The organism is Pseudomonas sp. LBUM1672, from assembly GCF_059695655.1.
On record NZ_CP166781.1, the window covers coordinates 3,034,603 to 3,058,315 of the forward strand.

The 23,713-nt window shown below is 58.5% G+C and carries 23 protein-coding genes; 8 read left to right on the forward strand and 15 right to left on the reverse strand.

Features of this window, described 5'->3' with window-relative positions:
• Positions 1 to 91: 91 nt before the first annotated feature.
• The 9 genes from fapF to ACA053_RS13895 all read right to left on the reverse strand — a co-directional run bounded on the left by fapF (position 92) and on the right by ACA053_RS13895 (position 8,815).
• Positions 92 to 1,372 carry a fibril amyloid transporter FapF gene (gene fapF / locus ACA053_RS13855; RefSeq protein ID WP_497395959.1) on the reverse strand — a complete coding sequence of 427 codons (1,281 nt, stop codon included), beginning with the start codon at positions 1,370 to 1,372 and terminating at the stop codon, positions 92 to 94.
• Between the two features lie 46 nt (positions 1,373 to 1,418).
• On the reverse strand, positions 1,419 to 2,165 hold the full coding sequence (gene fapE / locus ACA053_RS13860) for a fibril amyloid subunit FapE (RefSeq protein WP_497395961.1): 747 nt from the start codon (positions 2,163 to 2,165) through the stop codon (positions 1,419 to 1,421).
• A 33-nt stretch (positions 2,166 to 2,198) separates the two neighbouring features.
• On the reverse strand, positions 2,199 to 2,879 hold the full coding sequence (gene fapD / locus ACA053_RS13865) for a fibril amyloid maturation endopeptidase FapD (RefSeq protein ID WP_497395963.1): 681 nt from the start codon (positions 2,877 to 2,879) through the stop codon (positions 2,199 to 2,201).
• 62 nt (positions 2,880 to 2,941) lie between these two features.
• Complete coding sequence (gene fapC, locus ACA053_RS13870) at positions 2,942 to 4,456, reverse strand: amyloid-like fimbrin subunit FapC (RefSeq protein ID WP_497395965.1); 1,515 nt, start codon at positions 4,454 to 4,456, stop codon at positions 2,942 to 2,944.
• Between the two features lie 52 nt (positions 4,457 to 4,508).
• On the reverse strand, positions 4,509 to 5,081 hold the full coding sequence (gene fapB / locus ACA053_RS13875; protein ID WP_497395967.1) for a fibril amyloid subunit FapB: 573 nt from the start codon (positions 5,079 to 5,081) through the stop codon (positions 4,509 to 4,511).
• Position 5,082: 1 nt separating this feature from the next.
• The gene (gene fapA, locus ACA053_RS13880) at positions 5,083 to 5,520 is read right to left on the reverse strand and encodes a functional amyloid chaperone FapA (RefSeq protein WP_497318236.1); all 438 of its coding nucleotides are present in this window, start codon (positions 5,518 to 5,520) and stop codon (positions 5,083 to 5,085) included.
• A 331-nt stretch (positions 5,521 to 5,851) separates the two neighbouring features.
• Positions 5,852 to 6,376 (reverse strand): AAA family ATPase, encoded by a 525-nt coding sequence (locus ACA053_RS13885; RefSeq protein WP_109630916.1) that lies wholly within the window; start codon positions 6,374 to 6,376, stop codon positions 5,852 to 5,854.
• On the reverse strand, positions 6,373 to 6,936 hold the full coding sequence (pnuC, locus tag ACA053_RS13890) for a nicotinamide riboside transporter PnuC (RefSeq protein WP_497317909.1): 564 nt from the start codon (positions 6,934 to 6,936) through the stop codon (positions 6,373 to 6,375). The genes ACA053_RS13885 and pnuC overlap by 4 nt, the downstream gene beginning before the upstream one ends.
• Positions 6,937 to 7,180: 244 nt before the next feature.
• Complete coding sequence (locus tag ACA053_RS13895) at positions 7,181 to 8,815, reverse strand: methyl-accepting chemotaxis protein (RefSeq protein WP_497317912.1); 1,635 nt, start codon at positions 8,813 to 8,815, stop codon at positions 7,181 to 7,183.
• Between the two features lie 289 nt (positions 8,816 to 9,104).
• Here ACA053_RS13895 and ACA053_RS13900 point away from each other — a divergent pair, with 289 nt between their 5' ends.
• Both ACA053_RS13900 and ACA053_RS13905 read left to right on the forward strand, forming a co-directional pair.
• Complete coding sequence (locus ACA053_RS13900) at positions 9,105 to 9,935, forward strand: undecaprenyl-diphosphate phosphatase (RefSeq protein WP_109636040.1); 831 nt, start codon at positions 9,105 to 9,107, stop codon at positions 9,933 to 9,935.
• On the forward strand, positions 9,932 to 10,363 hold the full coding sequence (locus tag ACA053_RS13905; protein ID WP_497317914.1) for a DUF1294 domain-containing protein: 432 nt from the start codon (positions 9,932 to 9,934) through the stop codon (positions 10,361 to 10,363). Before ACA053_RS13900 ends, ACA053_RS13905 begins: the two co-directional genes overlap by 4 nt.
• 11 nt (positions 10,364 to 10,374) lie before the next feature.
• Here ACA053_RS13905 and ACA053_RS13910 read toward each other — a convergent pair whose 3' ends face one another.
• Together ACA053_RS13910 and ACA053_RS13915 are read right to left on the reverse strand one after the other, a co-directional pair.
• The gene (locus tag ACA053_RS13910; RefSeq protein WP_109630928.1) at positions 10,375 to 10,734 is read right to left on the reverse strand and encodes an MmcQ/YjbR family DNA-binding protein; all 360 of its coding nucleotides are present in this window, start codon (positions 10,732 to 10,734) and stop codon (positions 10,375 to 10,377) included.
• Positions 10,731 to 11,639, reverse strand: coding sequence for a LysR substrate-binding domain-containing protein (locus ACA053_RS13915; RefSeq protein WP_109630931.1), 909 nt, complete (start codon positions 11,637 to 11,639; stop codon positions 10,731 to 10,733). Before ACA053_RS13915 ends, ACA053_RS13910 begins: the two co-directional genes overlap by 4 nt.
• A 130-nt stretch (positions 11,640 to 11,769) precedes the next feature.
• Here ACA053_RS13915 and ACA053_RS13920 point away from each other — a divergent pair, with 130 nt between their 5' ends.
• Together ACA053_RS13920 and ACA053_RS13925 are read left to right on the forward strand one after the other, a co-directional pair.
• Positions 11,770 to 12,381, forward strand: coding sequence for an FMN-dependent NADH-azoreductase (locus ACA053_RS13920; protein ID WP_497317918.1), 612 nt, complete (start codon positions 11,770 to 11,772; stop codon positions 12,379 to 12,381).
• 168 nt (positions 12,382 to 12,549) lie between these two features.
• Positions 12,550 to 13,587, forward strand: coding sequence for an alpha/beta hydrolase family protein (locus ACA053_RS13925; protein WP_010460523.1), 1,038 nt, complete (start codon positions 12,550 to 12,552; stop codon positions 13,585 to 13,587).
• A gap of 31 nt (positions 13,588 to 13,618) precedes the next feature.
• On the opposite strand, the gene ACA053_RS13930 is transcribed toward ACA053_RS13925, so the two are convergent.
• Both ACA053_RS13930 and ACA053_RS13935 read right to left on the reverse strand, forming a co-directional pair.
• Positions 13,619 to 14,806 carry an MFS transporter gene (locus ACA053_RS13930; protein ID WP_497395969.1) on the reverse strand — a complete coding sequence of 396 codons (1,188 nt, stop codon included), beginning with the start codon at positions 14,804 to 14,806 and terminating at the stop codon, positions 13,619 to 13,621.
• 263 nt (positions 14,807 to 15,069) lie between these two features.
• Positions 15,070 to 16,659 carry an ABC-F family ATPase gene (locus ACA053_RS13935; protein ID WP_010460520.1) on the reverse strand — a complete coding sequence of 530 codons (1,590 nt, stop codon included), beginning with the start codon at positions 16,657 to 16,659 and terminating at the stop codon, positions 15,070 to 15,072.
• Between the two features lie 495 nt (positions 16,660 to 17,154).
• On the opposite strand from ACA053_RS13935, the gene lpxO reads away from it, so the two are divergent.
• Entirely contained in the window at positions 17,155 to 18,054 is a 900-nt protein-coding gene (gene lpxO, locus ACA053_RS13940) for a lipid A hydroxylase LpxO (RefSeq protein ID WP_109630942.1), read from the forward strand.
• Positions 18,055 to 18,188: 134 nt separating this feature from the next.
• Here the strand turns inward: lpxO and ku are convergent, their stop codons facing one another.
• Positions 18,189 to 19,061: a non-homologous end joining protein Ku gene (gene ku, locus ACA053_RS13945; protein WP_497317925.1), complete on the reverse strand. Its 873-nt coding sequence runs from the start codon at positions 19,059 to 19,061 to the stop codon at positions 18,189 to 18,191.
• A 193-nt stretch (positions 19,062 to 19,254) separates the two neighbouring features.
• On the opposite strand from ku, the gene ACA053_RS13950 reads away from it, so the two are divergent.
• Positions 19,255 to 19,614: a hypothetical protein gene (locus tag ACA053_RS13950; protein ID WP_497395971.1), complete on the forward strand. Its 360-nt coding sequence runs from the start codon at positions 19,255 to 19,257 to the stop codon at positions 19,612 to 19,614.
• A 51-nt stretch (positions 19,615 to 19,665) separates the two neighbouring features.
• Positions 19,666 to 20,817 (forward strand): PQQ-dependent sugar dehydrogenase, encoded by a 1,152-nt coding sequence (locus ACA053_RS13955; protein WP_497395973.1) that lies wholly within the window; start codon positions 19,666 to 19,668, stop codon positions 20,815 to 20,817.
• Between the two features lie 130 nt (positions 20,818 to 20,947).
• On the opposite strand, the gene ACA053_RS13960 is transcribed toward ACA053_RS13955, so the two are convergent.
• Entirely contained in the window at positions 20,948 to 22,042 is a 1,095-nt protein-coding gene (locus ACA053_RS13960) for a peptidase C39 family protein (protein WP_497395975.1), read from the reverse strand.
• A 92-nt stretch (positions 22,043 to 22,134) separates the two neighbouring features.
• On the opposite strand from ACA053_RS13960, the gene ACA053_RS13965 reads away from it, so the two are divergent.
• The gene (locus ACA053_RS13965) at positions 22,135 to 23,709 is read left to right on the forward strand and encodes a RimK family ATP-grasp domain-containing protein (RefSeq protein ID WP_497317933.1); all 1,575 of its coding nucleotides are present in this window, start codon (positions 22,135 to 22,137) and stop codon (positions 23,707 to 23,709) included.
• Positions 23,710 to 23,713 lie beyond the last annotated feature (4 nt).

A 23,713-nucleotide genomic window follows, 5' to 3' on the forward strand; every position in this document is an offset into this window, starting at 1 on the left:
TGTCGAGTGAAACGAGGCTGCGATCTTTCAATGTTCCACACACAAAAGCCCCGCCGGGATTGAAGTCGCAGCGGGGCTTTGTTGTTGTGGATCAGAAGTAGTACGGGAATTTCAGGCTGAAGGAAAAGTCTGGGGAATCTTCAGTCAAGCCGACGGCCAGGTTGGGTACGATCGTCAGGTTGTCGGAGGCGGCCAGTGTCATGCCGATGTTGAAGTTGGCCGAGTTGTAATCGCTGTTGGAAATCGACTGCCAATCACCACCGTCCGGCCTGATCTTGCTCTTGCGGGCGAACTGATCGGTGAACGAGAACGACATACTCATCTTCTCGTTCAAGGCGAACGCAATGCCGGCGCCGATCTGCCAGGAATCGCCCAGCTTCACGTCCCCTTTCACCTTGGAGCCGACCTGAGGACTGATGTCGCTGAAAGAGTCCTGCATGTTGTAGGTGTAGGACAGGCTGCCGAACAGCACGGCAGGGTCGAAGGTCTTGACCAGCGAGATGCCCGGAGTGATCGCCCAGACGCCATTGCCGGTCGGCAAGTCCTCGGGGACCGAGAGGTTGTCGTTGGTCGGGTCACTCACCAGCTTGATGCCGTAAGGGTCCTTGCCGGTCGGTGCCTTGACGCGCAGTGTAGCGACCGCGTCGGGCAGGTTGGCCGACTCATCCAGAAACTTGTAGGCAACGCCAACGTTCACATCGCCGATGGTCGGGTCGCGAGTAACGGTTGCGTCAGACGTCACCGGGCCTGCGCCACCAGCGCCACCGGAGGAATACGTCGATTCGCGATAGACGACGGGGACGTTAATGTCGAACTGCCAACGCTGTGCCACGTTGTAGCGGGCGGTCAGGTCCAGGGTCCAGTTGTCGGCCTTGATGCGATCGAGGTTGATGTTGCCGAGGAAAATCGAGTCCAGTGCCAGGAAACCGTTGAGCGTTAAGGCTCGGGTATCGTAGTGGGTGTAGGTCAGGCCGGTTTCGACGCTGAACTTGCCGCCACCAAAGAAGCCACTGGCTTCGTCATACAGGTTGGAAACGCTTTGCGCAGGCTCCGAATCGTCCTTGAGCGATTGGCCGTAAGAACTGCCGGTGGTTCCCGGCGCTCCGGCGGCCACAGCCTGGCCTCCCTTGGTGCCTTCGGCGGGGGATTTGGTCAGGCGTTTGGGAGCAGGTGTTGCCGGTGCTTCTTCGACTTGGCGAACGCGTTGCTCGAGTACCATCAACGCGTTCTGTTGTGCTTCGTAACGCTGTTTCAACTCCATGAGTTCTTGTTTTAGGATTTCGACCTGGGGGTCCGGTGCTGCGTATAGCATTGAGGCCGGGGCCAGGCTACTCAAACATACCAAAGCTCTGAACGTAAAAGATCGTTGCATGGGTTAGCCGTCCCTTCTGACTACATCTGATGAGACTGAGCGTAGATCAGAATCCGAGAGTGCGAAGGCCTTTGAGCTGGTCCAGATTGCCGCTCACCGATCCGGCTGATGGCACGTTGTCACGCAGCACCACATTGAAGGACGTGAGGTTACGGACCTGGTTGCTGCTGCCGAGCAAAGTCGTGTTCTGCATCAGTCCACCCTGGGCCAGGCGTTGTACGGTACTGCCCTGGTTGTTGTTGGCCACGATGTTGAATTGCACACCCGTACCGGTCGAGGAAACGCTCATTGAGCCCGCGCCATTGGCGCCGACCAACGTCGAGCCTGCGGCGAGTGCCTGGCCATGCTGTTGCGTTGTTGGCGCCTGGTTGGCCTTGGTGACGTTGATATCAACGTTGTTGTAGGCCGTATTGTTGTCGCCGGCAGCCCGCACGACCTGGGTGACACCTTCGGTGGTGTTGAGGCCGCTGCCGCCCGTGACGGCGCCGGTGCCGGTACTTTGCGAGCGCGCGGAGCCATTACCTTTTTCGTCGATCATCGACACATAGAACTGTGGCTTGATGGTTGATTGTTGAATTTGCATCGTGGAAGTTGCGCCGATCACTTCACCGTTGGCATTTTGCCAAGTGCTGGTCATGGCAATGCCGAAACTGATGATCCGCCCCGGCATGACATAGCGGCCTCGCAGCGTCGCCAGTTCCTGATCTTTGAGTTCAATGGGTTTGAAAGTCTGTGCCTGTGTCGGCAGGCTGGCGGCCAGGCAAACCACGGCCAGCCAGAATGGAGTCTTCATTGGATGCTCCCGGAGCGTCATGCTCGCTTGTTATTAGAAGAAGTCGCTTTGGATAAATCCAAAATCCATCAACTCTGCGTCCTGCACCGGGCTGAAGGCGTTGATGCGGTTCCTGGCGGTCAATGGCATGGGCGGGTCGAGCAGCGCGTTGTTTTTGTCGTAGCCCTGGCCAATGACGGCAAAGATGATGCCGTTCCAGCCTTTGATGAAATCCTCGACTTTGTAACGTTTATGGCCGAGTACCGGATCTCCGATGTAGACCCAGCCCTGATGGACTCTTTGCATGACCACAAAGTGTTTGTAGCCACGGATATCCATGAGGACTACGACCGGAATTCTGATGTCGCTCAAGGTTTCCGGCGCTACCCGATAGCCGCGGGCCCGCATGCCGATACTTTCCACGTAACGCTTCATGTCGAGCATGGAGAAGCCCTGGACGCGGACAAGGTCTTGATCGGAGTGAGCCAGCATGCCTTCGATGATCTGTTCTTCATCCACGTCGAGCCAATAGGCTTGGCGCAAGATGGTCGCCAACGCCGCTGCGCCGCAACTGAAGTCGGTTTTCTGTTGCACCAGGTCGGCAAATTTACGCTCGCGTACGCTCTGGATCGGCTTGTACACAACGGCGCCGCCCGGCAGGATGGACAGCGGCATTTGTGCGGCCTCGATCACGGTGGCCACGCAAAGCAAAATTGCCAAGGCGATTATGCGCATGGTGGGACGCCCCCTGATGGTGTTGAAAGAGGCCCCCGTAAGGGGGCCTCCAGAGACAGCATTTAGAACGATTGGTTGGAAATGGCCAACGAGTTGCTTTGTTGGTTGCCCACACCAGCCGCCACGTTAACGCCCAGGTTGCCACTGCCGCCATTCACCGAACCGCTCAGGGTTGCAGTGTTGGTCACAGGGTTGGCCCAGCCAGTTGGAGTCAGCACTTGATAAGAGTAGGTGTTACTCAAATCATACGAGCTGCTTTCACTCCAGCTTTTCGCTTTTGCGTACTCAGATTCGGACGACTTGCTGCCCGATTTATCGTACGAGGACGAGGACGATTTCTCGAACGAAGCATCGAACGCTTTCGCGAACTCCGATTCGCGCGATTTGTCGTACGCGGATTCACGGGATTTTTCGTACGAGGAGTCGTAGGACTTGTCGAACGAGGAATCGCGAGTTCTGTCGAACGAGGATTCGCGCGATTTGTCGAACGATTTGTCTACCGACACGTTCAGCGTTGCGTCAAGCGAAGCGTTAAGCGATGCGTCGGACTCTCTGCTGCGGGTGCGATCGCCAAAACCATTGTTGAAGGTAGTGGAGCTGGAAGACGCCGCCGCAGCGTCCAAGGTAGCGCCCAGGGAAGCATCCAAAGAAGCGCTCGATGAACCGCTTGCACTGCTGCTATTGGAACCGCTTGCACTGCTGCTGTTGGAACCGCTTGCAGCAACGCTGTTGGAACCGCTTGCACTGCTGCTGTTGGAACCGCTTGCACTGCTGCTGTTGGAGCCGCTTACATCAATGCTCAAAGAACCGCTGGCATCAGAGCTCCTGGAACCGGCCTTAGCCCAGCTCGAAGAAGCGCTTTGACTGCCGCTGGCCTCGAAGGACTTCTCGCGAGAGGCACTACCGCTAGCGGTTTTGGTAACCGTAATGGTATCGACGCGATAGGTCCGGTCGGCGGTGTTGTTCACAATCAGGCCAGGACCGTCTTGGTTGGCGGAGGCGGTGGCTCTTGCGTTACCCAGTGGCGCATTGGTATTAGCAATTGCCATGGTGTTTTTCTGCTGGTTCAGATCGCCGCCAGCAATGTTGACACCCACATTACCGCTGCTGCCGTCGGCGGATCCACTCATCACGGCAGAGTTGGTTACGCCGAAGTTGTTGACGACGTTACGGTTGCTGGTTTGCCTCACGTTGGCGGTGGCGGTGGCAGTGCCGAACACGAAGCTGTTATCGATCGCGGCGTTGTCGGAGGCTGCGTTGGCGATGGCGGCGGCGTTGTCTTGCTGGTTGCCGTTACCTGCCGCCACGTTGACGCCGACGTTGCCGCTTGCGCCTGCGGCCGAACTGCTCATCTCGGCCGAGTTTTCTACCCCTTCATTCCAGATGCGGTTGTTGGTGCTGCTCTGTCTGTCGTTAGCAGTGGCAGTCGCACTGATAGGGACCATTTTTGGAGGAGGGGTGTTGTTGCCACCGTTGTGATGGTTGCCACGCCGATCGTTTTGCCCAGCTTGTACAGCAACAGCCATGACCGCAGCAATTGCGAAAACCAGAGGCTTTAGTGCCATCGAAGGTTTCATGGTGATTCTCCGTACTTATTTTAGGTTAAGTGTTGTTTCCTACCTTTTTGGGTCAATCCACGACCCGTACGCTGAGGGTGTTGGCCATGCGGTTTCCCACCCCGGCGCTCTGATTCAACTGGATCACCCCACGGCTACCGGTGAAAGCCTGGTCACTGGTAGTGACTTGGCGATGGCCTGGTGCAGAGTCAGTCGGATCGGAGTTGTCGAGCAGCGTCACGTTCTGTTGCCTGAGGACGCTGTCGTCGATACTTTGCGGCTGTGTACTGATGCTGATCCGCAGCGCATTGGCTTGCTGGGTGCTGGCGCCCGCGCTCTGGTTGACGCCCAGCACACCATTGCCATGGCTGAAGGAGTCGCCTTGAATGCTGGAGTGGGCATCCATCCTGGGGTCGACAATGGTGCGCAACCGCTGGCGAATCTCCGTGGTCGCGCTGGCGCCATGGCCATTGGCGAAAGCCCGGGCGTTAGCCTGTTGCTGCAGGTCGCCGGCCGCCTGGTTGACCGCGAGGTTGCCCTGGTATTGCGAGCCCGAACCGTTGATGTCGGCGTTGTTGATGACGGGAGATTGGGCAAAGGTCGATGCACTGCAAAACATGGCGATCATCAGCAGCGTACGATTCATCTTAACGGTCTCCCGTTATGATTTTCAGAGCACCCAGGCCTTGCTGGATGTTGGAATTGACCATGTTGGCAATACCATTGCCCGAATTTCCCGAACGTCCGGCAGGGAGGTTGGAAAGTTGGGTCTGGTTGCTGATATTGCCGCCCAGGTTGTTGGTGTTTTGAGTGACCAGGCGGTTGATGCCTGCACCACTGGCGACGTTGGCAAAGTCGCCGTCGCTCAACTCGTTCGTTTGCTGGAGGATTTGTCTGGACGGGTTGGCATTGACGGTCGTGGGGTTGGGATCGGGGATTAGCGGAGGAATCGTTGCGTTGCGCGTCTGCACATCACGGGTGATGGTAATGAGGCCGTTGTCAGCCTGTGCGGGCAGCGAGACACCGGTTCCCAGTGCGCATCCGATCAACAGTAGGCCATAGATGCTTCTATCAAATTTCCCCACGGCGGCAATTCCTTCTGTAATTGGAACGCTGGCCCTTATCAGCGTTGCGAGGTAGAGAGCAGAAGGTGTGCCGCTTTCTGTTTTTCCTTGAAAAACAGTCGGTTGACTTAAATTGTCGGGGTGGTCAAAAAAATTGTGTAACACCAACGAGACAGAGCCGCGCAAAAACGCGGTCCATGCGGGCGGCGGTGCTCGCTGGGGGCATTGAACGAAGGTTGTATCACTGGCTTAACATTTTCTTGCGGGAACGCTCGAGCCGCTTTAGATCGCGGGTTTGCGCAGGAATGGGTGTTTCAGGGATGGACAGTTTCGGCGGGGTGGGGCACCCAGGTCAGGCCTTGAGCAAGCGCGTCACAGCTTCGAATGCCGCGTCCTTGCGCTGTTGCCAGTCCCCTTGCAAGACCTGGCAAGGCTGGCGGTGCAGGTCAAGCCATTCGCGGCTGGCCTGGAAAAACGTTTGGCGTTCTGCCAATTGCGGTTGGCAACGCTGCCCGTCGTCATGCCAGGCCACGGTTTCAGGGCTTAGCAGTAAATGCAGGTCGTAGTGCCGCGCCAGCAATGCGTGCTCGATCCATGCCGGGCAAGCGCCAAACAATGTGCGGCTCCAAAGGATATTGCTGAGTAGATGCGTATCGAGAATCAGCAGTGACGGTTGCCGGGCTCGTGCTTCGTCCTCCCACGTAAGCTGGCCATGAGCTATCGATGTAATGTCATCGTAGCGGGTTTCTCGAGCTTCGCTTTCGATAAAGTGCCGAACGTACTCTTCGACCAATATGCCGCCAAAGTTGGCGTGTATCTCGCCCGAAAGCCAGCTCTTGCCGCTCGATTCCGGGCCAGTGAGTACCAACACTTTCATGCGTGCAAGGCCGGGTCAGCGCGCCATTCACGCCAGCCTTGTACGGCAAGCAACAGGAACAACGCATAGAGGGCAGCAGTCAGGTACATGCCTTTATAAAGGAACAGCCCGACGAAAATCACATCAAGGGCGACCCACAACGGCCAGCACTGCACGCGTTTTTGCGCCATCCATAACTGTGCCACCAGGCTAAAGCCGGTCAGTGCAGCGTCGAGCCATGGCTGCGCGGCATCAGTCCAGTGCGCCATGGCGGCACCCAGCAACAGACTGCCGATGGCGCCGGCTGCAAGGCTCGTTGCGATCGACTTTCCATCGAGCCGGCTGACCTGCCGACCGGTATTCGCCTCACCCGCGCGGGTCCATTGCCACCAGCCGTAAATCTGCAGCGCGGCGTAGATCACTTGCAGGAGCATGTCCGAATACAGCTTCACTTCAAAAAAGATCCAGCTATAAAGCAGCACCATGACCAGACCGATCGGCCAGCACCAGGGGTTCTGTTTGACCGTCAACCAGACGGCAATCACGCCGAGGGAGGCGGCAAACAGTTCAAGCCCGGACATGGAGGTTCCTTGGTGAAAACGAAAGAGGGGGGCGGATTGTACCGACAGACGTCGCGAAGTAGAACCAACCCATAGCCGCTGTCGAGCAGCGTCCTGTGGCGAGGGGATTTATCCCCGTTCGGCTGCGAAGCAGTCGTAAAACCTAAACGCACGGTCTATCTGGTTTACCGAGTTGTCTGATTTCACGACGACTTCGTCGCCGAACGGGGATAAATCCCCTCGCCACAGGGTTCTGTGTTTGCTTTTACACGCGGAACTGTTTGAGAAGGCTGTTCACCTGCTCGCTCAAGTCCTTGAGCCGAACGCTGGCCACACTCGATTGCTCGGCTGCCAGCGCAGTGCTGTGGGACAAGCCTGCCGCCTGGGTGACGTTCTGATTGATGTCTTCCACCACATGGGCTTGCTGCAGGGTCGCGCTGGCGATCGAGGCGTTCAGTCCGTTGAGGTTGCGCAACGCCTGGCCGATTGCATTCAGGCTGGCGCCTGCCAGACCGGCCTGTTCGATGGTCAATTGCGACGCCCGGCTGCTGTCGCCGATCACTTTGACCGCCGCTTCGGAGTGAGTTTGCAGGCGTTCGATCATCGACTGGATCTCCGCCGTGGACTTCTGCGTACGCTGGGCCAACAGGCGCACTTCATCGGCCACCACAGCAAAGCCTCGACCTTGTTCACCGGCCCGGGCGGCTTCGATGGCTGCGTTGAGGGCCAGCAGGTTGGTTTGCTCGGCAATGGAGCGGATCACCTCCAGCACGCTGCCTATCTGGGTACTTTCAGCCGCCAGGGTACGAATCACTTCAACCGCTTGATCAATGGTGCCGGACAGTTTGTCGATCTGCTGCAAGCTGCCATCAATGTTGATCTGGCCCTGCTGCGCCTGGGATTCGGCATCGCGCATTTCGCTGGCCGCATGTTCGGCATTCTTGGCCACGTCCTGCACGCCGTAAGTCACTTCATTGATCGCAGTCGCCACAAGTTCCATTTGCTGGGACTGTTGCTGGCTGCGCTGCTGAGCCTGTGCGGCGTCGTTGCCCAATTCGCTGGAGGACTGGCCCAGGGCACTGGCGGACACTTGCAGCTCGCTGATCACCCCTCGCAGTTTGGCGGTGAAGGCATTGAAGTGCCGGGCCAACTGAGTGACTTCATCCTGGCCATGGGTGTCGAGGCTGCGGGTCAGGTCGCTTTCACCGCTGGCAATATTGGCCATGGCGTTCACCGTGGCCTGAAGCGGACGTACGATGCTGCGAGCAATCATGATCACCAGCAACGCCATGATCAGCGCAATCACCAGGCCGACGAAAGAAGCCTTCCAGACCTGGGCATGGAACTCCGCCTGCATGTCATCGATATACACGCCGGAGCCAATTACCCAACCCCACGGCTCGAACAGTTTGACGTAAGAGGTTTTTTCAACCGGATCGCTGGCACCCGGTTTAGGCCAGCGGTAGTTGACCGTGCCGGCGCCCTTGGCCTTGGCCACGGCGACCATTTCGTTGAACAGTGCAAACCCGTCGGGGTCGCGGATCGCCGAGAGGTTCTGGCCATCGAGTTTGGGGTTGGCCGGGTGCATCACCATCACCGGCGTCAGATCGTTGATCCAGAAATAGTCGTTCTGGTCATAACGCAGCCCGCGCACGGCGGTCAGTGCCTGTTTCTGCGCGGCATCGCGGGTGAGCGTGCCGGCGGTTTCCAGGCCATGGTAGTAAGTCAGAATGCCGCTGGCGGTCTGCACCACGTGCTGGGTTTTCTGGGCCTTGGCCTGATACAGGTCGTCATGGATCTGCTTGAGCATCAACACGCCCAAGGTTAATAACATCACCACCGACACGATCAAGATGAGCCACAAGCGTCGGCTGATCGACACACTGCGCAAGCTGTTCATAACGCTGTCACTCCGATTTCTTTTTCTTGTAATAAACGATTGCCAGCATCCAACCACGCTTTGCCGGTCGGGCATATGCGACCCAAGTCTCATTACGCGGCAGCGTTATCGAGGCTTGTCTGATAGGATTTCGGCCCCGCGCGGAAAAACCTGAATCCAAGTTGATTTTTCACGGAATTTTTACGGTTTCGTCTGGATCCTTTGTGCGCGGGACTTCGGCTACGCTTGGCGCAGTGAACGATTAAAAAACTAACGGGGCATGCCTTGGCGCATCGCCTTTGGGGGATTGATGGATCTTTGGACCGCCTTTCAGGCATTGATTCTCGGGGTTGTAGAGGGGCTGACGGAGTTTTTGCCGATTTCGAGTACCGGTCACCAGATCATTGTGGCTGACCTGCTCAACTTCGGTGGCGAGCGCGCCATCGCTTTCAACATCATTATCCAGCTGGGGGCGATCCTGGCCGTGGTGTGGGAGTTTCGCCGCAAGATCTTCGATGTGGTCACCGGCTTGCGCACTCAGCCGAGCGCTCGACGCTTTACCGCGAACCTGCTGATCGCCTTCATGCCGGCCGTGGTGCTGGGGGTGATTTTTTCCGATTTGATTCACCACTACCTGTTTAACCCGATCACGGTGGCCACGGCATTGGTCGTGGGCGGTATCGTCATGCTCTGGGCTGAACGGCGCCAGCACGAAGTGCACGCCCACACCGTCGACGAAATCACCTGGAAAGATGCCCTGAAAGTCGGCTTTGCCCAATGCCTGGCCATGATTCCCGGGACTTCGCGGTCCGGCTCGACCATCATTGGCGGTCTGCTGTTCGGGTTGTCGCGCAAGACTGCCACGGAGTTCTCGTTCTTCCTGGCGATGCCGACCATGGTCGCGGCAGCGGTGTATTCAGGCTACAAGTACCGCGATCTGTTCGTGCCGTCTGACTTCCCGGTATTTGCGCTCGGCTTCGTCACGGCGTTCATCTTCGCGATGATTGCCGTCAGGGCCTTGCTGGTCTTCATCGGCAGTCACAGCTACGCGGCATTCGCCTGGTATCGCATCGCGTTCGGCCTGGTGATCCTGGCTACTTGGCAGTTTGGCTGGGTCGACTGGACCGCGGTCAATCCATGAGTGACGCCAGCGCGCGCAACAACCCCGGACGCCGGTCCGGGGGCGAGTGGTTCCAGCATCCACGGCTGAAACTGCTGGTGTTGGCGGTCCTGTGCGCGCTGCCGCTGACGGGCTCGGTGTCGCTGTGGCTGCACGGGGTTTCGCTGATTCCCCTGGCGGCCTATGGCATCGTCAGCGTGCTGGCGTTCTTTCTGTACTGGAGCGACAAGCGCAAGGCGCGCGCCGACAGCTGGCGGACCCCGGAAAACGTGTTGCACGCGGTGGAACTGGCGGGCGGTTGGCCGGGTGCCTTGCTGGCTCAGCAGGTGTTTCGGCACAAGACCCGCAAGGTTTCGTACCAGCTGGTGTTCTGGCTGATTGTGCTCATGCACCAGGTGTTCTGGATCGATCAGCTGTTTCTTGGCGCCCATCTGTTTGCATTGTTCTAAAAGAAAGAACACTAAAGCAGCAGGCTGACCTGGGTACGCTTGGGCAGCTTGCTCACCACCAGTTGGTGCGAACGTTTCAACAATTCCTGCAGTTCCTCGGCACCCAGCGGGTAGGGCGTTTGCATGATGATCCATTGCGCCCGCGCCAGATACGGCGCCGGGTGGATGCCCGGACGGTCGCAATGCCCGAGGAACAGGTCCTTGTCGACCTTGAACGCCAGGGAATCGCCGCGCAGGTTCTGCAAGGCGAACATCTTATTCCCGGCAATCGAAAACACCCGAACGCCTCCCCATTTGTAGTCTTCCCGCGCGCCGGGCAGCGCGAGACAGAATTGCGCGACGTCCTCTTCGCTCATGCGTCCAGCCTTCATATCAATCGGTCCCCGCAGGCATTGAATGATTCGATCAGATGGTCGATCCAGGCCCGCACGGCCGGCATCACGCCGCGCCTATGAGGGTAGACCGCTTGCAGCCAGCCGCCAGGCAATGACCAGTCGGGCAGCAACTGCACCAGCGAACCATTTTCCAGTTCCTGTTCGCAATACATCATCGGCAGCATGGTGAAACCCTGGCCGGCGAGCGTGCAGGCCTTGCGCACGATGAAATCGTCGATGCCCAATCGCGCTTCCAGGCTCAAGTCATAGCTTTTGCCCTGTTGATCGAGCATGCGGATGTGCACCATGCGGTCGGCTTCCAGCGCGCCGAGCACCGGCAAGGTTTTCAGGTCTTCGGGGTGGTTGATCTCACGGCCGTGCAGGAAGGCCGGGCTGGCGACCATCGCCATCTGAGCCTGGCGTAAGCGACGAGTCACCAGTAACGGATCCTCATCGCCCAACTCACGGACGCGCAGCGCGACATCGACGCCCTCGGTCACCAGATCGACCCGGCGATTGAGCAGCATGACTTCCAGCTGCACCTGGGGGTGTTTTTCCAGGAATCTGCTGATCACCGTCGGCAGCATTTCGTGGGCCAGGCCGACGGGGCAGGACACCCGCAAACGCCCCCGGGGTTCGCTGGACATGCTGGCCACGGCCTCATCGGCCATCTCGGCTTCCAGCAGCATCGCCTGACAGTGCCGCAAGTAGCGCTCGCCCACCGCCGTCAACTTGAGCTGGCGGGTGGTGCGTTGCAGCAGGCGTGCGCCGAGGCGTTCTTCCAGCTCGGCAATGCGTCGCGACAGCCGGGACTTGGGAATCCCCAGCAAACGCCCGGCCGCTGCGAAGCCGCCGGCTTCGACCACCTTGGCGAAATAGTAGAGATCATTGAGGTCTTGCATGACTGGACATCCGATTGTTCTATCAGTGGGACGAACTATCGCATTGTTGCGGGCTAATCAGCTATTGGTTTCATCTGTAGGATCCTCCCCATCAGATCGCCCGGTGGCGATCCCCACCTGGAGATCCCTTATGAAACTGTTGCATATCGATTCGAGCATTCTTGGTGACAACTCGGCTTCCCGTCTGCTGAGCAGCGAAGTCGTCAAAGCCTGGCAAGCCGCCGAGCCATCCGCCGTGGTGACCTACCGCGACCTGGCCGCTGATGCCATCAGCCATTTCTCCGCCACCACCCTGGTTGCCGCCGGCACCACCGCTGAACTGCGCAACGCCGCGCAACAGCACGAAGCCGAACTCAGCGCCACCACCCTGGCCGAATTCCTCGCTGCCGACGCCGTTGTCATTGCAGCACCGATGTACAACTTCACCATCCCGACCCAACTCAAGGCCTGGATCGACCGCATTGCCGTTGCCGGTCAGACCTTCCGTTATACGGAAGCCGGTCCTGAAGGCCTGTGCGGTGGCAAGAAAGTCGTGATCGTCTCGACGTCCGGCGGTCTGCATGCCGGTCAGGCGACTGGCGTTGCCCACGAAGAGTACTTGAAGGTGCTGTTCGGCTTCATCGGCATCACCGACATTGAGTTCGTTCGCGCCCACGGCCTGGCCTACGGTGACGAAGTGCGCACCAAAGCCATGAGCGACGCTCACACGCAAATCAGCGAGCAACTGTTCGCCGCTGCGTAAGACTTGCGTAAAGCGCTCAAACAGCTCAGGCACCACCCAAAAAACTCTGTATTCTGATCACGCAAGTGCCAGATACAGAGTTTTTTGTTTCTGGCTATTACAGGTTGTGGCCCGGGTTATGCAGTCCAGGGTTACCGACTCAGGTCCAGTAATAAGGTGGGGCATCCCATGGTGCGTCTTTGTGCAACGTTTCTGATTTGTCTGCTCAGCAGCCTGAATTCAGTGCACGCCGCGCCTGCGCCGCATCCTCACTGGAGCGTCGGCTTTCATGAAATGAGTTTTCTCGACCCGCTGGATTTGCAGCCGATGCGCGCCATTGCGTTCTATCCCTCCAGCGATCGGGAGCACACCAGCAAAATCGAGGGTTACACGGTCGAAGCCGGCGAAGACACCCGCGTTGCCATGGGTCGCTTCCCGATGTTGATGCTGTCTCACGGCAACACCGGAACCCCGCTGGCATTGCACGACCTTGCCACCTCGCTGGCGCGCAAAGGGTTTGTGGTGGTGGCGGTGATCCATCCCGGTGACAACTCCAAAGACCACAGCCGCCTCGGTACGTTGAGTAACCTTTACGGCCGGCCCATCCAGATTTCCGAAGCCATTACCGCGACCTTGGGCGACCGGATGCTCGCGCCGTTCGTCAATGCCGATCAGGTCGGCGTGATCGGTTATTCGGCGGGAGGTGAGACGGCGCTGATCCTGTCCGGCGCGACGCCTGATCTGGATCGTCTGCGCCGCTATTGCCAGGAACGCCCTGACGACCATGATGCCTGCAACACCCAAGGCGAACTGATTGTCGACCGCGACGACTTGCAACCCGTGGCGGATCCCCGCGTGCATGCGTTGCTGCTGATGGCGCCGCTGAGCCTGAAGTTCGGCCGCCACACCTTGGCTGACGTGCATGTGCCGGTGCTGCTCTACAGCGGCGATGGCGACAAACTGGTGGCATTCGACAAAAACGCCGCCGCCCTGGCGCGCAAACTGCCGATCGCGCCGGACTTCAAACTGCTGGCCGGGGCAGGGCACTTCGTGTTCATGGCGCCCTGCAATGAAGAGCAAATCGCCGCCATGCCGGCGCTGTGCACCGATGCCGACGGCGTTGACCGCGAGGACATCCATCGCAACATGGTGTCCGAAGCCGGGCGGTTTTTCTCCCATGCGCTGGGCAAACCTACCCGGGCCGGGATGCAGACCGCCGATCAGTGATTTTCCCCGAACTCCTGTGGGAGCACAGGTGTCAGGCCATTGCGCGGCGTTTGAGTAGCAAGGTCAGTCCGAGTCCGGTCACCGACAACAGCGCCGCATTGAAGAAAATCCACGAATACCCCAGGTTCAACGCGACAGCGCCCATCAACGGTCCGGCAATCGCCAGTGCCAGATCGAAAAACACCGCATAAGCACTCAAGCCCGCGCCGCGACTGGAGTTGGGCACCTGCTTGATCGCCTCGACCCCCAGCGCCGGATACACCAGCGACAGACCGAACCCGGCCAGCCCCGCGCCGATCAGCGTATAAGCGGTCGAGGGCGCGAGCCACAGCAGCACCAGGCCCACGGTTTCAATGCTCATGCAGGCAATCGCCGAGGTGAAACCGCCGAAGCGGCTGATCGCGGAGATAAACAGCAACCGCGACAAAATAAAGCAGATGCCGAAGACCGTCAGGCAGTAGGCCGCGCCGGTCCAGCCACGACTGACGTAATACAAAGTGATAAAGGTCGTCAGGGTGCCGTAACCGATGGAGGCGAGGCTCAGGCTCGCACCAAACGGCGCAATGCGCCCGAACACCGCCCAGAACGGCAGGCGCTCGCCGCGAATCACCGGCACCGAAGGTTTGTTGCGGATCAGCACCAGCGCGGCCAAGGCCAGTAGCGACAGCGCGATCCCAAGGCTGGCAAAGCCGTACTCGGCGACCATCACCACGCCCAGCGGCGCACCAATCGCAATGGCGCCGTAAGACGCAATGCCGTTCCATGAAATCGAGCGTGCGGTGTGCTCCGCACCGACCTGGCCCATGCACCAACTGATCGTGCCCACGCCAATCAAGCCCTGGGCGATGCCAAGCAACAAGCGGCCGGCGATCAGGATCAACAGGCTCGGCAGCGGAAAGCTTTGCAGCAGTGTTGAAATTAACGTCAACACGCCGCTCAACACGATCCCCGACAAGCCGTAGACAATCGCCCGTTTGGTACCAATGGTGTCCGACATGCGCCCGGCCATCGGGCGGCTGAGCAGGGTGGCCAGGTATTGGGAACCGATGGTCAGCCCCGCAACGATTGCGCTGAAACCCAGTTGCTCATGGACATAACCCGGCAACACCGCAATCGGCAAGCCGATGCAGAGGAAGGCAATAAAGGTATAGAAAACGATGGAGACGATCTGCAGGGTGATCGCCATTGAGCTTTGCGGTGGCAGTTGCTGCACAGACATGGCGGCTCGTTCGCGGGCGGCGGTGGGAGAGCTGCATCATGGCTTGGGTAGGGAATAAAAGGAAGCAGGCTAACTATATCGGGCCTCGAATTTTGCGGTGCCATTGAGGGCCTCTTCGCGAGCAAGCCCGCTCCCACAGGGGGAGCGCATTCAAAATGTGGGAGCGGGTTTGCTCGCGAAGGTTTCAGCACCAACGGATTTTTGGGCCCTGAAACGCAAAAAGCCCCGTCACAAGGACAGGGCTTTTCATTTATAGCGAACGCTTAGAACACAACGCCCTGGCTACGCAGGTAGTCATCATAAGTGCCGCTGAAGTCGATCACGCCGCTAGGGCTGAGTTCGATAATGCGGGTGGCCAACGACGATACGAACTCACGGTCGTGGCTGACGAAGATCAGCGTGCCCGGGTAGTTCTCCAGCGCCAGGTTCAGCGCTTCGATGGATTCCATGTCCAAGTGGTTGGTCGGTTCGTCCATGATCAGCACGTTCGGCTTTTGCAGGATCAGCTTGCCGAACAGCATGCGACCTTGCTCACCACCGGAGATGACCTTGACCGACTTGAGGATCTCGTCGTTGGAGAACAGCATCCGGCCGAGGGTGCCGCGAACGATTTGCTCGCCACCCTGGGTCCATTGGCCCATCCAGTCGAACAGGTTGCAGTCGTCTTCGAAGTCGTGTGCGTGATCCTGAGCGTAGTAGCCCAGTTCCGCAGCGTCGGTCCACTTCACAGTACCGGCATCCGGGGTCAGTTCGTTGACCAGGGTGCGCAGCAGGGTGGTTTTACCGATACCGTTCGGGCCGATGATCGCCACACGTTCGCCAGCTTCAACCTGGAAGCTGAAGTCCTTGAACAGCGGCTTGCCGTCGAAGCCTTTGGCCATGCGCTCGACGATGACCGCCTGACGGTGTAGCTTCTTGGTTTGTTCGAAACGGATGAACGGGCTCACACGGCTCGAAGGCTTGACCTCGGCCAGCTGGATCTTGTCGATCGCCTTGGCGCGGGAAGTGGCCTGCTTGGCTTTCGAGGCGTTGGCCGAGAAGCGGCTGACGAACGATTGCAACTCGGAAATCTGCGCTTTCTTCTTGGCGTTGTCCGACAGCAGCTGCTCGCGGGACTGGGTCGCCACAGTCATGTACTCGTCGTAGTTGCCCGGGAACAGGCGCAGCTCGCCGTAGTCCAGGTCAGCCATGTGGGTGCACACGCTGTTCAGGAAGTGACGGTCGTGAGAGATGATGATCATCAGGCTGGAGCGCTGGGTCAGAATGTTTTCCAGCCAGCGGATGGTGTTGATGTCCAGGTGGTTGGTCGGTTCGTCGAGCAACAGCACTTCAGGATCGGAGAACAGCGCCTGTGCCAGCAATACACGCAGTTTCCAGCCTGGGGAAACCTCGCTCATCGGGCCGAAGTGCTGTTCGATGCCGATACCCAGACCCAGCAGCAATTCACCGGCACGGGATTCGGCGGTGTAGCCGTCCATTTCGGCGAATTCGGTTTCCAGCTCGGCCACAGCCATGCCGTCTTCTTCGGTCATTTCCGGCAGCGAGTAGATGCGGTCGCGCTCGGCTTTAACCTTCCACAGCTCTTCGTGACCCATGATCACGGTGTCGATGACGGTGAATTCTTCGTAGGCGAACTGGTCCTGGCGCAATTTACCCAGACGCACGTTCGGCTCGAGCATGACCTGGCCGCCGGACGGCTCGAGGTCACCGCCGAGGATTTTCATGAAAGTCGACTTGCCGCAACCGTTGGCGCCGATCAGGCCATAGCGGTTGCCCGCGCCGAACTTGACCGAAACGTTTTCGAATAGCGGCTTGGCGCCGAACTGCATCGTGATGTTAGCTGTAGAGATCAAAGGTTTTTCCTGCGAAGCATTCAGAGTAGCTAGGGTTGCGGCAGTACCGATTCAGTACCCGTTTCCGGTTTTCAAACCACGGGAAATGCATCCCGGTCAGAAGCGGAAGGTCCATCTGGCAATAAGTGGACAGCAGCAGTTGGAGCGCTTGGCCCGAGTCGAAGTGCGCTGAGACGGGGTTCATTCCCGTCATCAACCAAGGGGGGCGCGTAATGTTTGGCGGCGATTGTACTGGTCTGGCTCTTTAAACGATAGGGCGTTGAGGCCGCACGGACGCTTTGGCGGCACCAGCGGACAGATTTTCACATTTGAAGGTTAACTATTGGTTACAAAATGAGACTAAAATGCCACTTTCCACCAGACGCCGACCGTCGGCGCAGGCTCAAGGACGTGCCACCGGGACCGCTGTTTCGTATTCAGACGCTGCACAAGTCCCCTGTGCCGCTAGGTTGGCCGGGGAAGCAGTTTGTTCACCTCTGACGTGTGACGATTTCTGTGAAACTGATCATTGCCGCTATCTATGTAGTATCCATTGCCTATGTCCATCTGCGCGGTCGGGTGCGCCACAAGCTGGGTCGCCAACTGAGCGATCACTCGTCGTTTCTCGCGCCGATCAATTGCTTCCTTTATCTGTTCTCGAAAATCCCCAACAAGCCTTACCTCAATCCGGCCGATTTCCCGGACCTGAGCCCGTTGCAGGAGCATTGGGAAGAAATACGCGCCGAAGGCCAGAACCTGCTCAGGGCCGGGGAGATCAAGCGTTCGAACCAATACGACGACGTCGGTTTCAACTCATTCTTCAAGACCGGCTGGAAGCGTTTCTACTTGAAGTGGTATGGCGACAGCCATCCTTCGGCGACGAAACTCTGCCCACGTACCACCGAGCTGGTGCAAAGCATCGGGTCGATCAAAGCCGCGATGTTCGCCGAGTTGCCGCCGGGGTCCAAACTGGTCCGCCACCGCGATCCCTACGCCGGCTCTTACCGTTATCACCTGGGCCTGGAGACGCCGAACGATGCCGGTTGCTACATCAACGTCGACGGTGAGAACTACCACTGGCGCGACGGTGAAGCGGTGATGTTTGACGAGACTTTCATTCATTACGCCGAAAACACCACCCAGCAGAACCGCATCATTCTGTTCTGCGACGTCGAGCGGCCGATGAAGTATCGCTGGGCGGCTGCGTTCAACGGCTGGTTCAGCCGTAACGTGATGTCGGCGGCGGGCGCGCCGAATGATGCGGGGGACAAGACTGGTGGCATCAACCGTCTGTTCGCCAAGATTTACAAGATTCGCCTGCGGGGCAAGGCGCTGAAGAAGAGTAATCGCAAACTTTACTACCTTGAGAAGTGGGCGATTTTTGGTGGGTTGCTGGCATTCTTTGTACTGATCTGAACTCTGCGTCGCCGCTTATTACGCCATCGCCAGCAGGCTGGCTACCACAATGAAATGCATTCCAACTGTGGGAGCTAGCCTGCTGGCGATGGGGCCGGTAGATTCTCCGAAAAACGCTCAGACACTCCGTACGATCAACCACTCGACCGCTTCGTGGTTTTTTTCGCTGCTGCCGGTTTCTCCGCAGCCTTCGGTTTCGCAACCGTCTTCCCGCCAGCCTTGCCCCCCAAACTGCGTTTAAGCAACTCGGTCAAATCGATAACATCCGCCGTCTTGCGTTCCTCTTCACCTGTCGCCGTCTCGACATCCTCAATCTTCCCTTCATTCGCCTTCTTCTCGACCAGCGCCATGATCTTGTCTTCAAAACTGTCGCGGTAATCCTCAGGTTTCCAGTCCGCGCTCATGTCTTGCACCAGACGCTTGGCCATGTCGAGCTCGCCCTTGGCCAGTTCGGGCTTGGTCACTTCAGTGCCCAACTCCAGCGTATCCAGACTGCGCACTTCAGCGGGCCAACGCAGCATCACCAACACCATCGCCGATTCCAGCGGCATCAACGCCGCCAGGTGCTGACGGGTATGCAGAACAACGTGGGCGAGGGCGACCTTATTGGTCTTGCTCAGGGTCTCGCGTAACAGCGCATACACCTTGCCGCCGCGTTTATCCGGCGCCAGGTAGTAGGGCGTGTCGATGTTTTGCAGGGGGATCTGTTCGGCGTCGACAAAGGAAAAGATGTCGATGGTCTGCGTGGATAACGGGTGCGCCGACTTGATCTCTTCCTCGCTGAGGACCACATAACGGCCCTTTTCGTACTGCACACCTTTGACGATATTTTCCTTGGTGACTTCCTTGCCCGTGACCTTGTTGACGCGCTTGTAACCCACCGGCTCCATGCTGCGGCTGTCGAGCCAGTCGAAATCCACCCCTTGCGAAGACGTCGCCGAGACCAGCGCCACAGGGATATGCACCAGCCCGAAACTGATTGCGCCTTTCCAGATTGCCCGTGCCATGGTCGTCTACTCGCAAGTGATGTGTTCAGGTGACCCGCAGCGCGGCGCAAAAGTTTCAGCGGGCTGCGGCCCGGTCCTGCTGGGCCGTCAACTGGTGTTACATCTTGTGAAAGAGGTTTTAGTTAACAAATCCGAACCCCGGGCGTAGCGTGCTATCGAAGATCCTATCTACGTCGACGCCCGGAGACCTTCCATGAACCGATTCGTGCTCGCCTGCACCGCACTGGCATTCAGTGGCCTGTTGAGTCAGCTGGCCCAGGCCGACGTCGAAGTACCGTCTTCCACTTTACTGCTGGCCCAAAGTCCGACGGGCGCCGGCAATAACAACCCTTACAACAGCCCGATCCGCCGGGCCAATCCCAATAGCATGCAAGGCACGCAACCGAATGCCCCGGTCATTCGTGGGCCGAACACCGTGCCAGTGCCGCGACCACCCACGCTGGATAACGGCGGCATCGGCAATCGCTATCCCCAGAACCGAACGGCGCCCGCCAGCCCTCCCAAATTCATTCACAATCCGCCTCATCGAGACGCAGACACCAGCAACCGTTGAACGGCAGGACAGCGTTCTTGCCAGCCATTCGAACGACAAAAGGAATCGTGCATGTTGCGTAAAACCCTCTTGGCCACCTTCTGCGCCAGCGTACTGATCACCGCCACGCCCCCCGTTCTTGCGGCGCCGTCCCAAGAAATGAAAAGCGAACAGGGCACTCTTGAGGTCACGCAAGTCGCCAAAGGACTTGAACATCCATGGGCCCTGGCGTTCCTGCCTGATCGCAAGGGCATGCTGGTCACCGAACGACCCGGCAACCTGCGGGTGGTCGGTTACGACGGCAAGCTTTCAGCACCGATCGATGGCGTGCCCGAGGTCTGGGCCAAGGGGCAGGGCGGCTTGCTGGACGTGGTGTTGTCGCCTGACTTCAAACAGGACCGCACGGTGTATCTGTCCTACGCCGAAGGTGGCGGCGCGGGCGACAAGGCCGGCACCGCGGTTGGTCGGGGACAATTGTCCGAAGATTTGAAAACCCTCAAGGATTTCAAAGTGATTTTCCGCCAGGCGCCCAAGCTGTCAGTCGGCAATCACTTCGGCTCGCGATTGGTGTTCGACCGCGACGGCTATCTGTTCATTACCTTGGGTGAAAACAACGATCGGCCGACCGCCCAGGACCTCGACAAGCTGCAAGGCAAGGTCGTGCGGATTTATCCCGACGGCAAGGTGCCGGACGACAATCCCTTTGTCGGCCAGGCCGGGGTGCGTCCGGAAATCTGGTCCTATGGCCAACGCAATCCGCAAGGCGCGGCGCTCAATCCGTGGACCGGCGTCCTCTGGGAAAATGAGCATGGCCCGAGGGGCGGCGATGAAATCAACATCATCGAGCGCGGCAAGAACTACGGCTGGCCACTGGCAACCCACGGCATCAACTACTCCGGCCAACCGATCCCGGAAGCCAAGGGCAAGGCCGCCGAAGGCACTGTGACGCCGCACCATGTCTGGGAAAAGTCGCCGGGCATCAGCGGCATGGCGTTTTATGACGCTGATCGCTTCAAGGCCTGGCAGCACAACGTGTTCATCGGTGCGCTGGTGAGCCAGGAGTTGATTCGCTTGCAGTTTGATGGGGACAAAGTGGTTCACGAAGAACGCTTGCTCGGTGAGCTCAACAAGCGCATTCGCGATGTTCGGCAGGGGCCGGATGGCTACTTGTATGTGCTGACCGACGAATACGACGGCGGGCTGTACAAAATCGGACTGAAGTAACTGGTTCCTGAAACCACCACTTCCCCTGTGGGAGCGAGCCTGCTCGCGATAGCGGTGTATCAGTCACCGACAGTGTCGGATGTGAAACCGCAATCGCGAGCAGGCTCGCTCCCACAATGGATAGGTGGCGTCACCGGTCATGCAGGATAACCGCCGCCCGAAGCTTGCCCCGGCCAAAACTGCACATCTTCTCGAACTCCCCATGGCTGACCGGCAAATGCTGGCAATCCATCGGTTGACGATGCTGGCTGTGGTCCACATCCGGGTCGTGCAGGTAGACGAATTCGTCATCGCAATCGGTGACGATCACCCAATGCGGCGCTTTGGAGCGGGTCAGCCGATAGCTGCTGATCAGCACCAGCGGTTGACCGCCATCGTTCAGTAACCGAGGAAGGTCCAGCGGACCACCTATCACTCGCTCCACATCAGTTTCTTCCAACTGTGTGGTGAATTCGTCGTGCACCAAACGCATTACGTCTTTTTTATGCTCATCGCGTACGCCATCGAGAAACAACGGTCCGGCCATGCTCAGTTGCAGCCGCACCCGAAAACCCCGTCGCCACCCCGCCAACGCCAGGCCTTGAGGGCTGCAGCCGCCATGACCTGAGGTCATGAACACCGTCGTCGCCTCGCGCCAGATTTGCAGTTCCTCGCGACGTTCCAGCCATCGATCACCTTGCAGCGCCCCCATGGCCATCAGCAGGCAAGCCGGTCCACAGGTGAAATCGGTGGTTTGCCGGTACCAGGGCACCTTGATGTTGCGCGAATCGCGGTGCTCAAGAATGCGTTTTTCCAGGCGCAGCGCATCGGCATGATCCTGGTAATAGTCATGGATCAGCGCGAAACGCCGGTAACCGTTGCGCTCATACAAGGCAATCGCCGCGGGGTTGTCGATCCGCACTTCAAGCCGCAAGTAGGCGCAATCATGTTCTAGGGCGCAGGATTCGATGCGTTCGAGCAACTGCTTGCCCAGTCCACTGCCGCGCGCCCCGGTCGCGATGGCAATCGAATACAGCCGCGCCAGCGAAGTGCCGCGGTGAAACAGCACCACCGCGTAGCCGACCAATTGCTCGCCACGCTGGGCCACCAGTAACTGGCCATGCGCCCGGGTGATCATCCACAGAAAGCTGCGACCGTTGAGCCGATCCGTGGTGAAACATTGCTGTTCGAGTTCCAGCAGTGCGGGTAAGTCTTCAACTACCGCCAAGCGAAAGACAGTATTCATATGACCGCCGTAAAAGTTGCGTAACGAAACGGGACTTTCGAAAAAGTTCGTGCTTAATAGGAAAGGTCTTGTTCTCCAACGGATCAATCACTATGTCAGCGGTACAAGGTCATTGGCGCGAAGTATCCGAGCAAACTTTGCCGGCAGCAACTTATTTAAATGACGCAGGCAGAACTTCCAGTCAGTTGATTATCATCGTCGAACGCAAGGAAGACTGGGCCTCGTATTTTCCCAGCGAGGATATTGTCAGCGCCCAGGAATACCTCGAGCAGACGCGGGACAACGAACAGGGCAAACGGGTCCAGGTGATCAACCTGTGCCGCAGCTACAAGTATCTGGGCCACGGTTATTACTGCTCGTTGCTGGCCGAAGCGCGGGGGCACAAGGTCATTCCTTCGGTGCGGACCATCAGTGAGTTGACCAAAAAATCCCTGTACGGCCTGGCGCTGGACGACCTGGATAAACCCTTGGAAAAAGCCCTCAGTAACCATCTTTACAGCGATACCGAAGGCTTTACCCTGACGTTGTACTTTGGCAAAACCAATATCGAGCCGTTGCAGGATCTGGCGCGGCAGTTGTTTGAAGTATTTCCGTGTCCGATATTGTTAGTTGAGTTTCGCCGAACGAATGGCTGGCACATCGAAGGGATAAAGTCGGGCGCCTTGCATAAGTTACGCGAAGATCAGGAAGATCAATTCGCCAACTCCCTGGACAGTTTCAGTCGCAAGATCTGGCGTGTGCCGCGTTCACGGCGGCTGGCCCGTTATGACCTGGCCATCCTGCATGACCCGCAGGAAGCCTTGCCGCCCTCCAACGCGAAGGCGCTGGATAATTTCGTACGCGTGGGCAAGACCTTGGGCATCGATGTGGAGTTGATCGAGCGCAAAGACTACGCGCGCATCGCCGAATACGACGGCTTGCTGATCCGCGAGACCACCAGCGTCGACAACCACACCTATCGCTTCGCGAAAAAAGCCGAGAGCGAGGGACTGGTGGTGATGGACGACCCGACGTCGATCCTGCGCTGCACCAACAAGGTCTACCTGACCGATCTGCTCAAGAGTCATCAACTGGGCATGCCGGTCACCGAAATCCTCTACAAGGATCGACCGGAAGATTTCGAGCGGGTCGGCGAACGCCTGGGTTTTCCCTTGGTGCTGAAGATCCCGGATGGCTGCTTCTCCAGGGGCGTGATCAAGGTCGAAAGCCAGCAAGCCTTGCTCGAAGCCACCGCCGAGCTGTTCGAACACTCGGTGCTGTTGCTGGCCCAGGAATTCTTCTACACCGAATACGACTGGCGCATCGGCGTGCTCAACCGCAAACCGATCTTCGCCTGCCAATACTTCATGTCCAAGGGCCATTGGCAAATCTACAACCACAAGGCCAAGGGCCAGGACATCAACGGCGAGTGCCGTACCCTGGCTGTCCACGAAGCTCCGCGAGCCGTGGTCGACCTGGCCGTGAAAACCGCCAACCTGATCGGCGACGGCCTTTACGGCGTCGACCTCAAGCAGTCCGGCGACAAGGTGGTGGTGATCGAAGTCAACGACAACCCGAACATGGACGCCGGAATCGAAGACGCGTACCTGCAGGACGATCTGTACTCGCTGGTGCTGGAGGAGTTCGTCCGTCGGCTGGAACTGAAGCGTCGCGGCCAGGCCTGGTGATCGG

Excerpts from the sequence above, each read along its gene's own strand:
- fapF (WP_497395959.1), bottom strand. The coding sequence starts at position 1,372 with ATGCAACGATCTTTTACGTTCAGAGCTTTGGTATGTTTGAGTAGCCTG.
- ACA053_RS13895 (WP_497317912.1), bottom strand. The coding sequence starts at position 8,815 with ATGAACAGCTTGCGCAGTGTGTCGATCAGCCGACGCTTGTGGCTCATC.
- ku (WP_497317925.1), bottom strand. The coding sequence starts at position 19,061 with ATGGCACGGGCAATCTGGAAAGGCGCAATCAGTTTCGGGCTGGTGCAT.
- ACA053_RS13920 (WP_497317918.1), top strand. The coding sequence starts at position 11,770 with ATGAAACTGTTGCATATCGATTCGAGCATTCTTGGTGACAACTCGGCT.
- ACA053_RS13950 (WP_497395971.1), top strand. The coding sequence starts at position 19,255 with ATGAACCGATTCGTGCTCGCCTGCACCGCACTGGCATTCAGTGGCCTG.
- ACA053_RS13925 (WP_010460523.1), top strand. The coding sequence starts at position 12,550 with ATGGTGCGTCTTTGTGCAACGTTTCTGATTTGTCTGCTCAGCAGCCTG.
- ACA053_RS13955 (WP_497395973.1), top strand. The coding sequence starts at position 19,666 with ATGTTGCGTAAAACCCTCTTGGCCACCTTCTGCGCCAGCGTACTGATC.
- ACA053_RS13905 (WP_497317914.1), top strand. The coding sequence starts at position 9,932 with ATGAGTGACGCCAGCGCGCGCAACAACCCCGGACGCCGGTCCGGGGGC.
- ACA053_RS13885 (WP_109630916.1), bottom strand. The coding sequence starts at position 6,376 with ATGAAAGTGTTGGTACTCACTGGCCCGGAATCGAGCGGCAAGAGCTGG.
- ACA053_RS13900 (WP_109636040.1), top strand. The coding sequence starts at position 9,105 with ATGGATCTTTGGACCGCCTTTCAGGCATTGATTCTCGGGGTTGTAGAG.
- ACA053_RS13965 (WP_497317933.1), top strand. The coding sequence starts at position 22,135 with ATGTCAGCGGTACAAGGTCATTGGCGCGAAGTATCCGAGCAAACTTTG.
- ACA053_RS13910 (WP_109630928.1), bottom strand. The coding sequence starts at position 10,734 with ATGAAGGCTGGACGCATGAGCGAAGAGGACGTCGCGCAATTCTGTCTC.
- fapB (WP_497395967.1), bottom strand. The coding sequence starts at position 5,081 with ATGAATCGTACGCTGCTGATGATCGCCATGTTTTGCAGTGCATCGACC.
- fapC (WP_497395965.1), bottom strand. The coding sequence starts at position 4,456 with ATGAAACCTTCGATGGCACTAAAGCCTCTGGTTTTCGCAATTGCTGCG.
- ACA053_RS13915 (WP_109630931.1), bottom strand. The coding sequence starts at position 11,639 with ATGCAAGACCTCAATGATCTCTACTATTTCGCCAAGGTGGTCGAAGCC.
- fapE (WP_497395961.1), bottom strand. The coding sequence starts at position 2,165 with ATGAAGACTCCATTCTGGCTGGCCGTGGTTTGCCTGGCCGCCAGCCTG.
- pnuC (WP_497317909.1), bottom strand. The coding sequence starts at position 6,936 with ATGTCCGGGCTTGAACTGTTTGCCGCCTCCCTCGGCGTGATTGCCGTC.
- ACA053_RS13930 (WP_497395969.1), bottom strand. The coding sequence starts at position 14,806 with ATGTCTGTGCAGCAACTGCCACCGCAAAGCTCAATGGCGATCACCCTG.
- fapD (WP_497395963.1), bottom strand. The coding sequence starts at position 2,879 with ATGCGCATAATCGCCTTGGCAATTTTGCTTTGCGTGGCCACCGTGATC.
- ACA053_RS13960 (WP_497395975.1), bottom strand. The coding sequence starts at position 22,042 with ATGAATACTGTCTTTCGCTTGGCGGTAGTTGAAGACTTACCCGCACTG.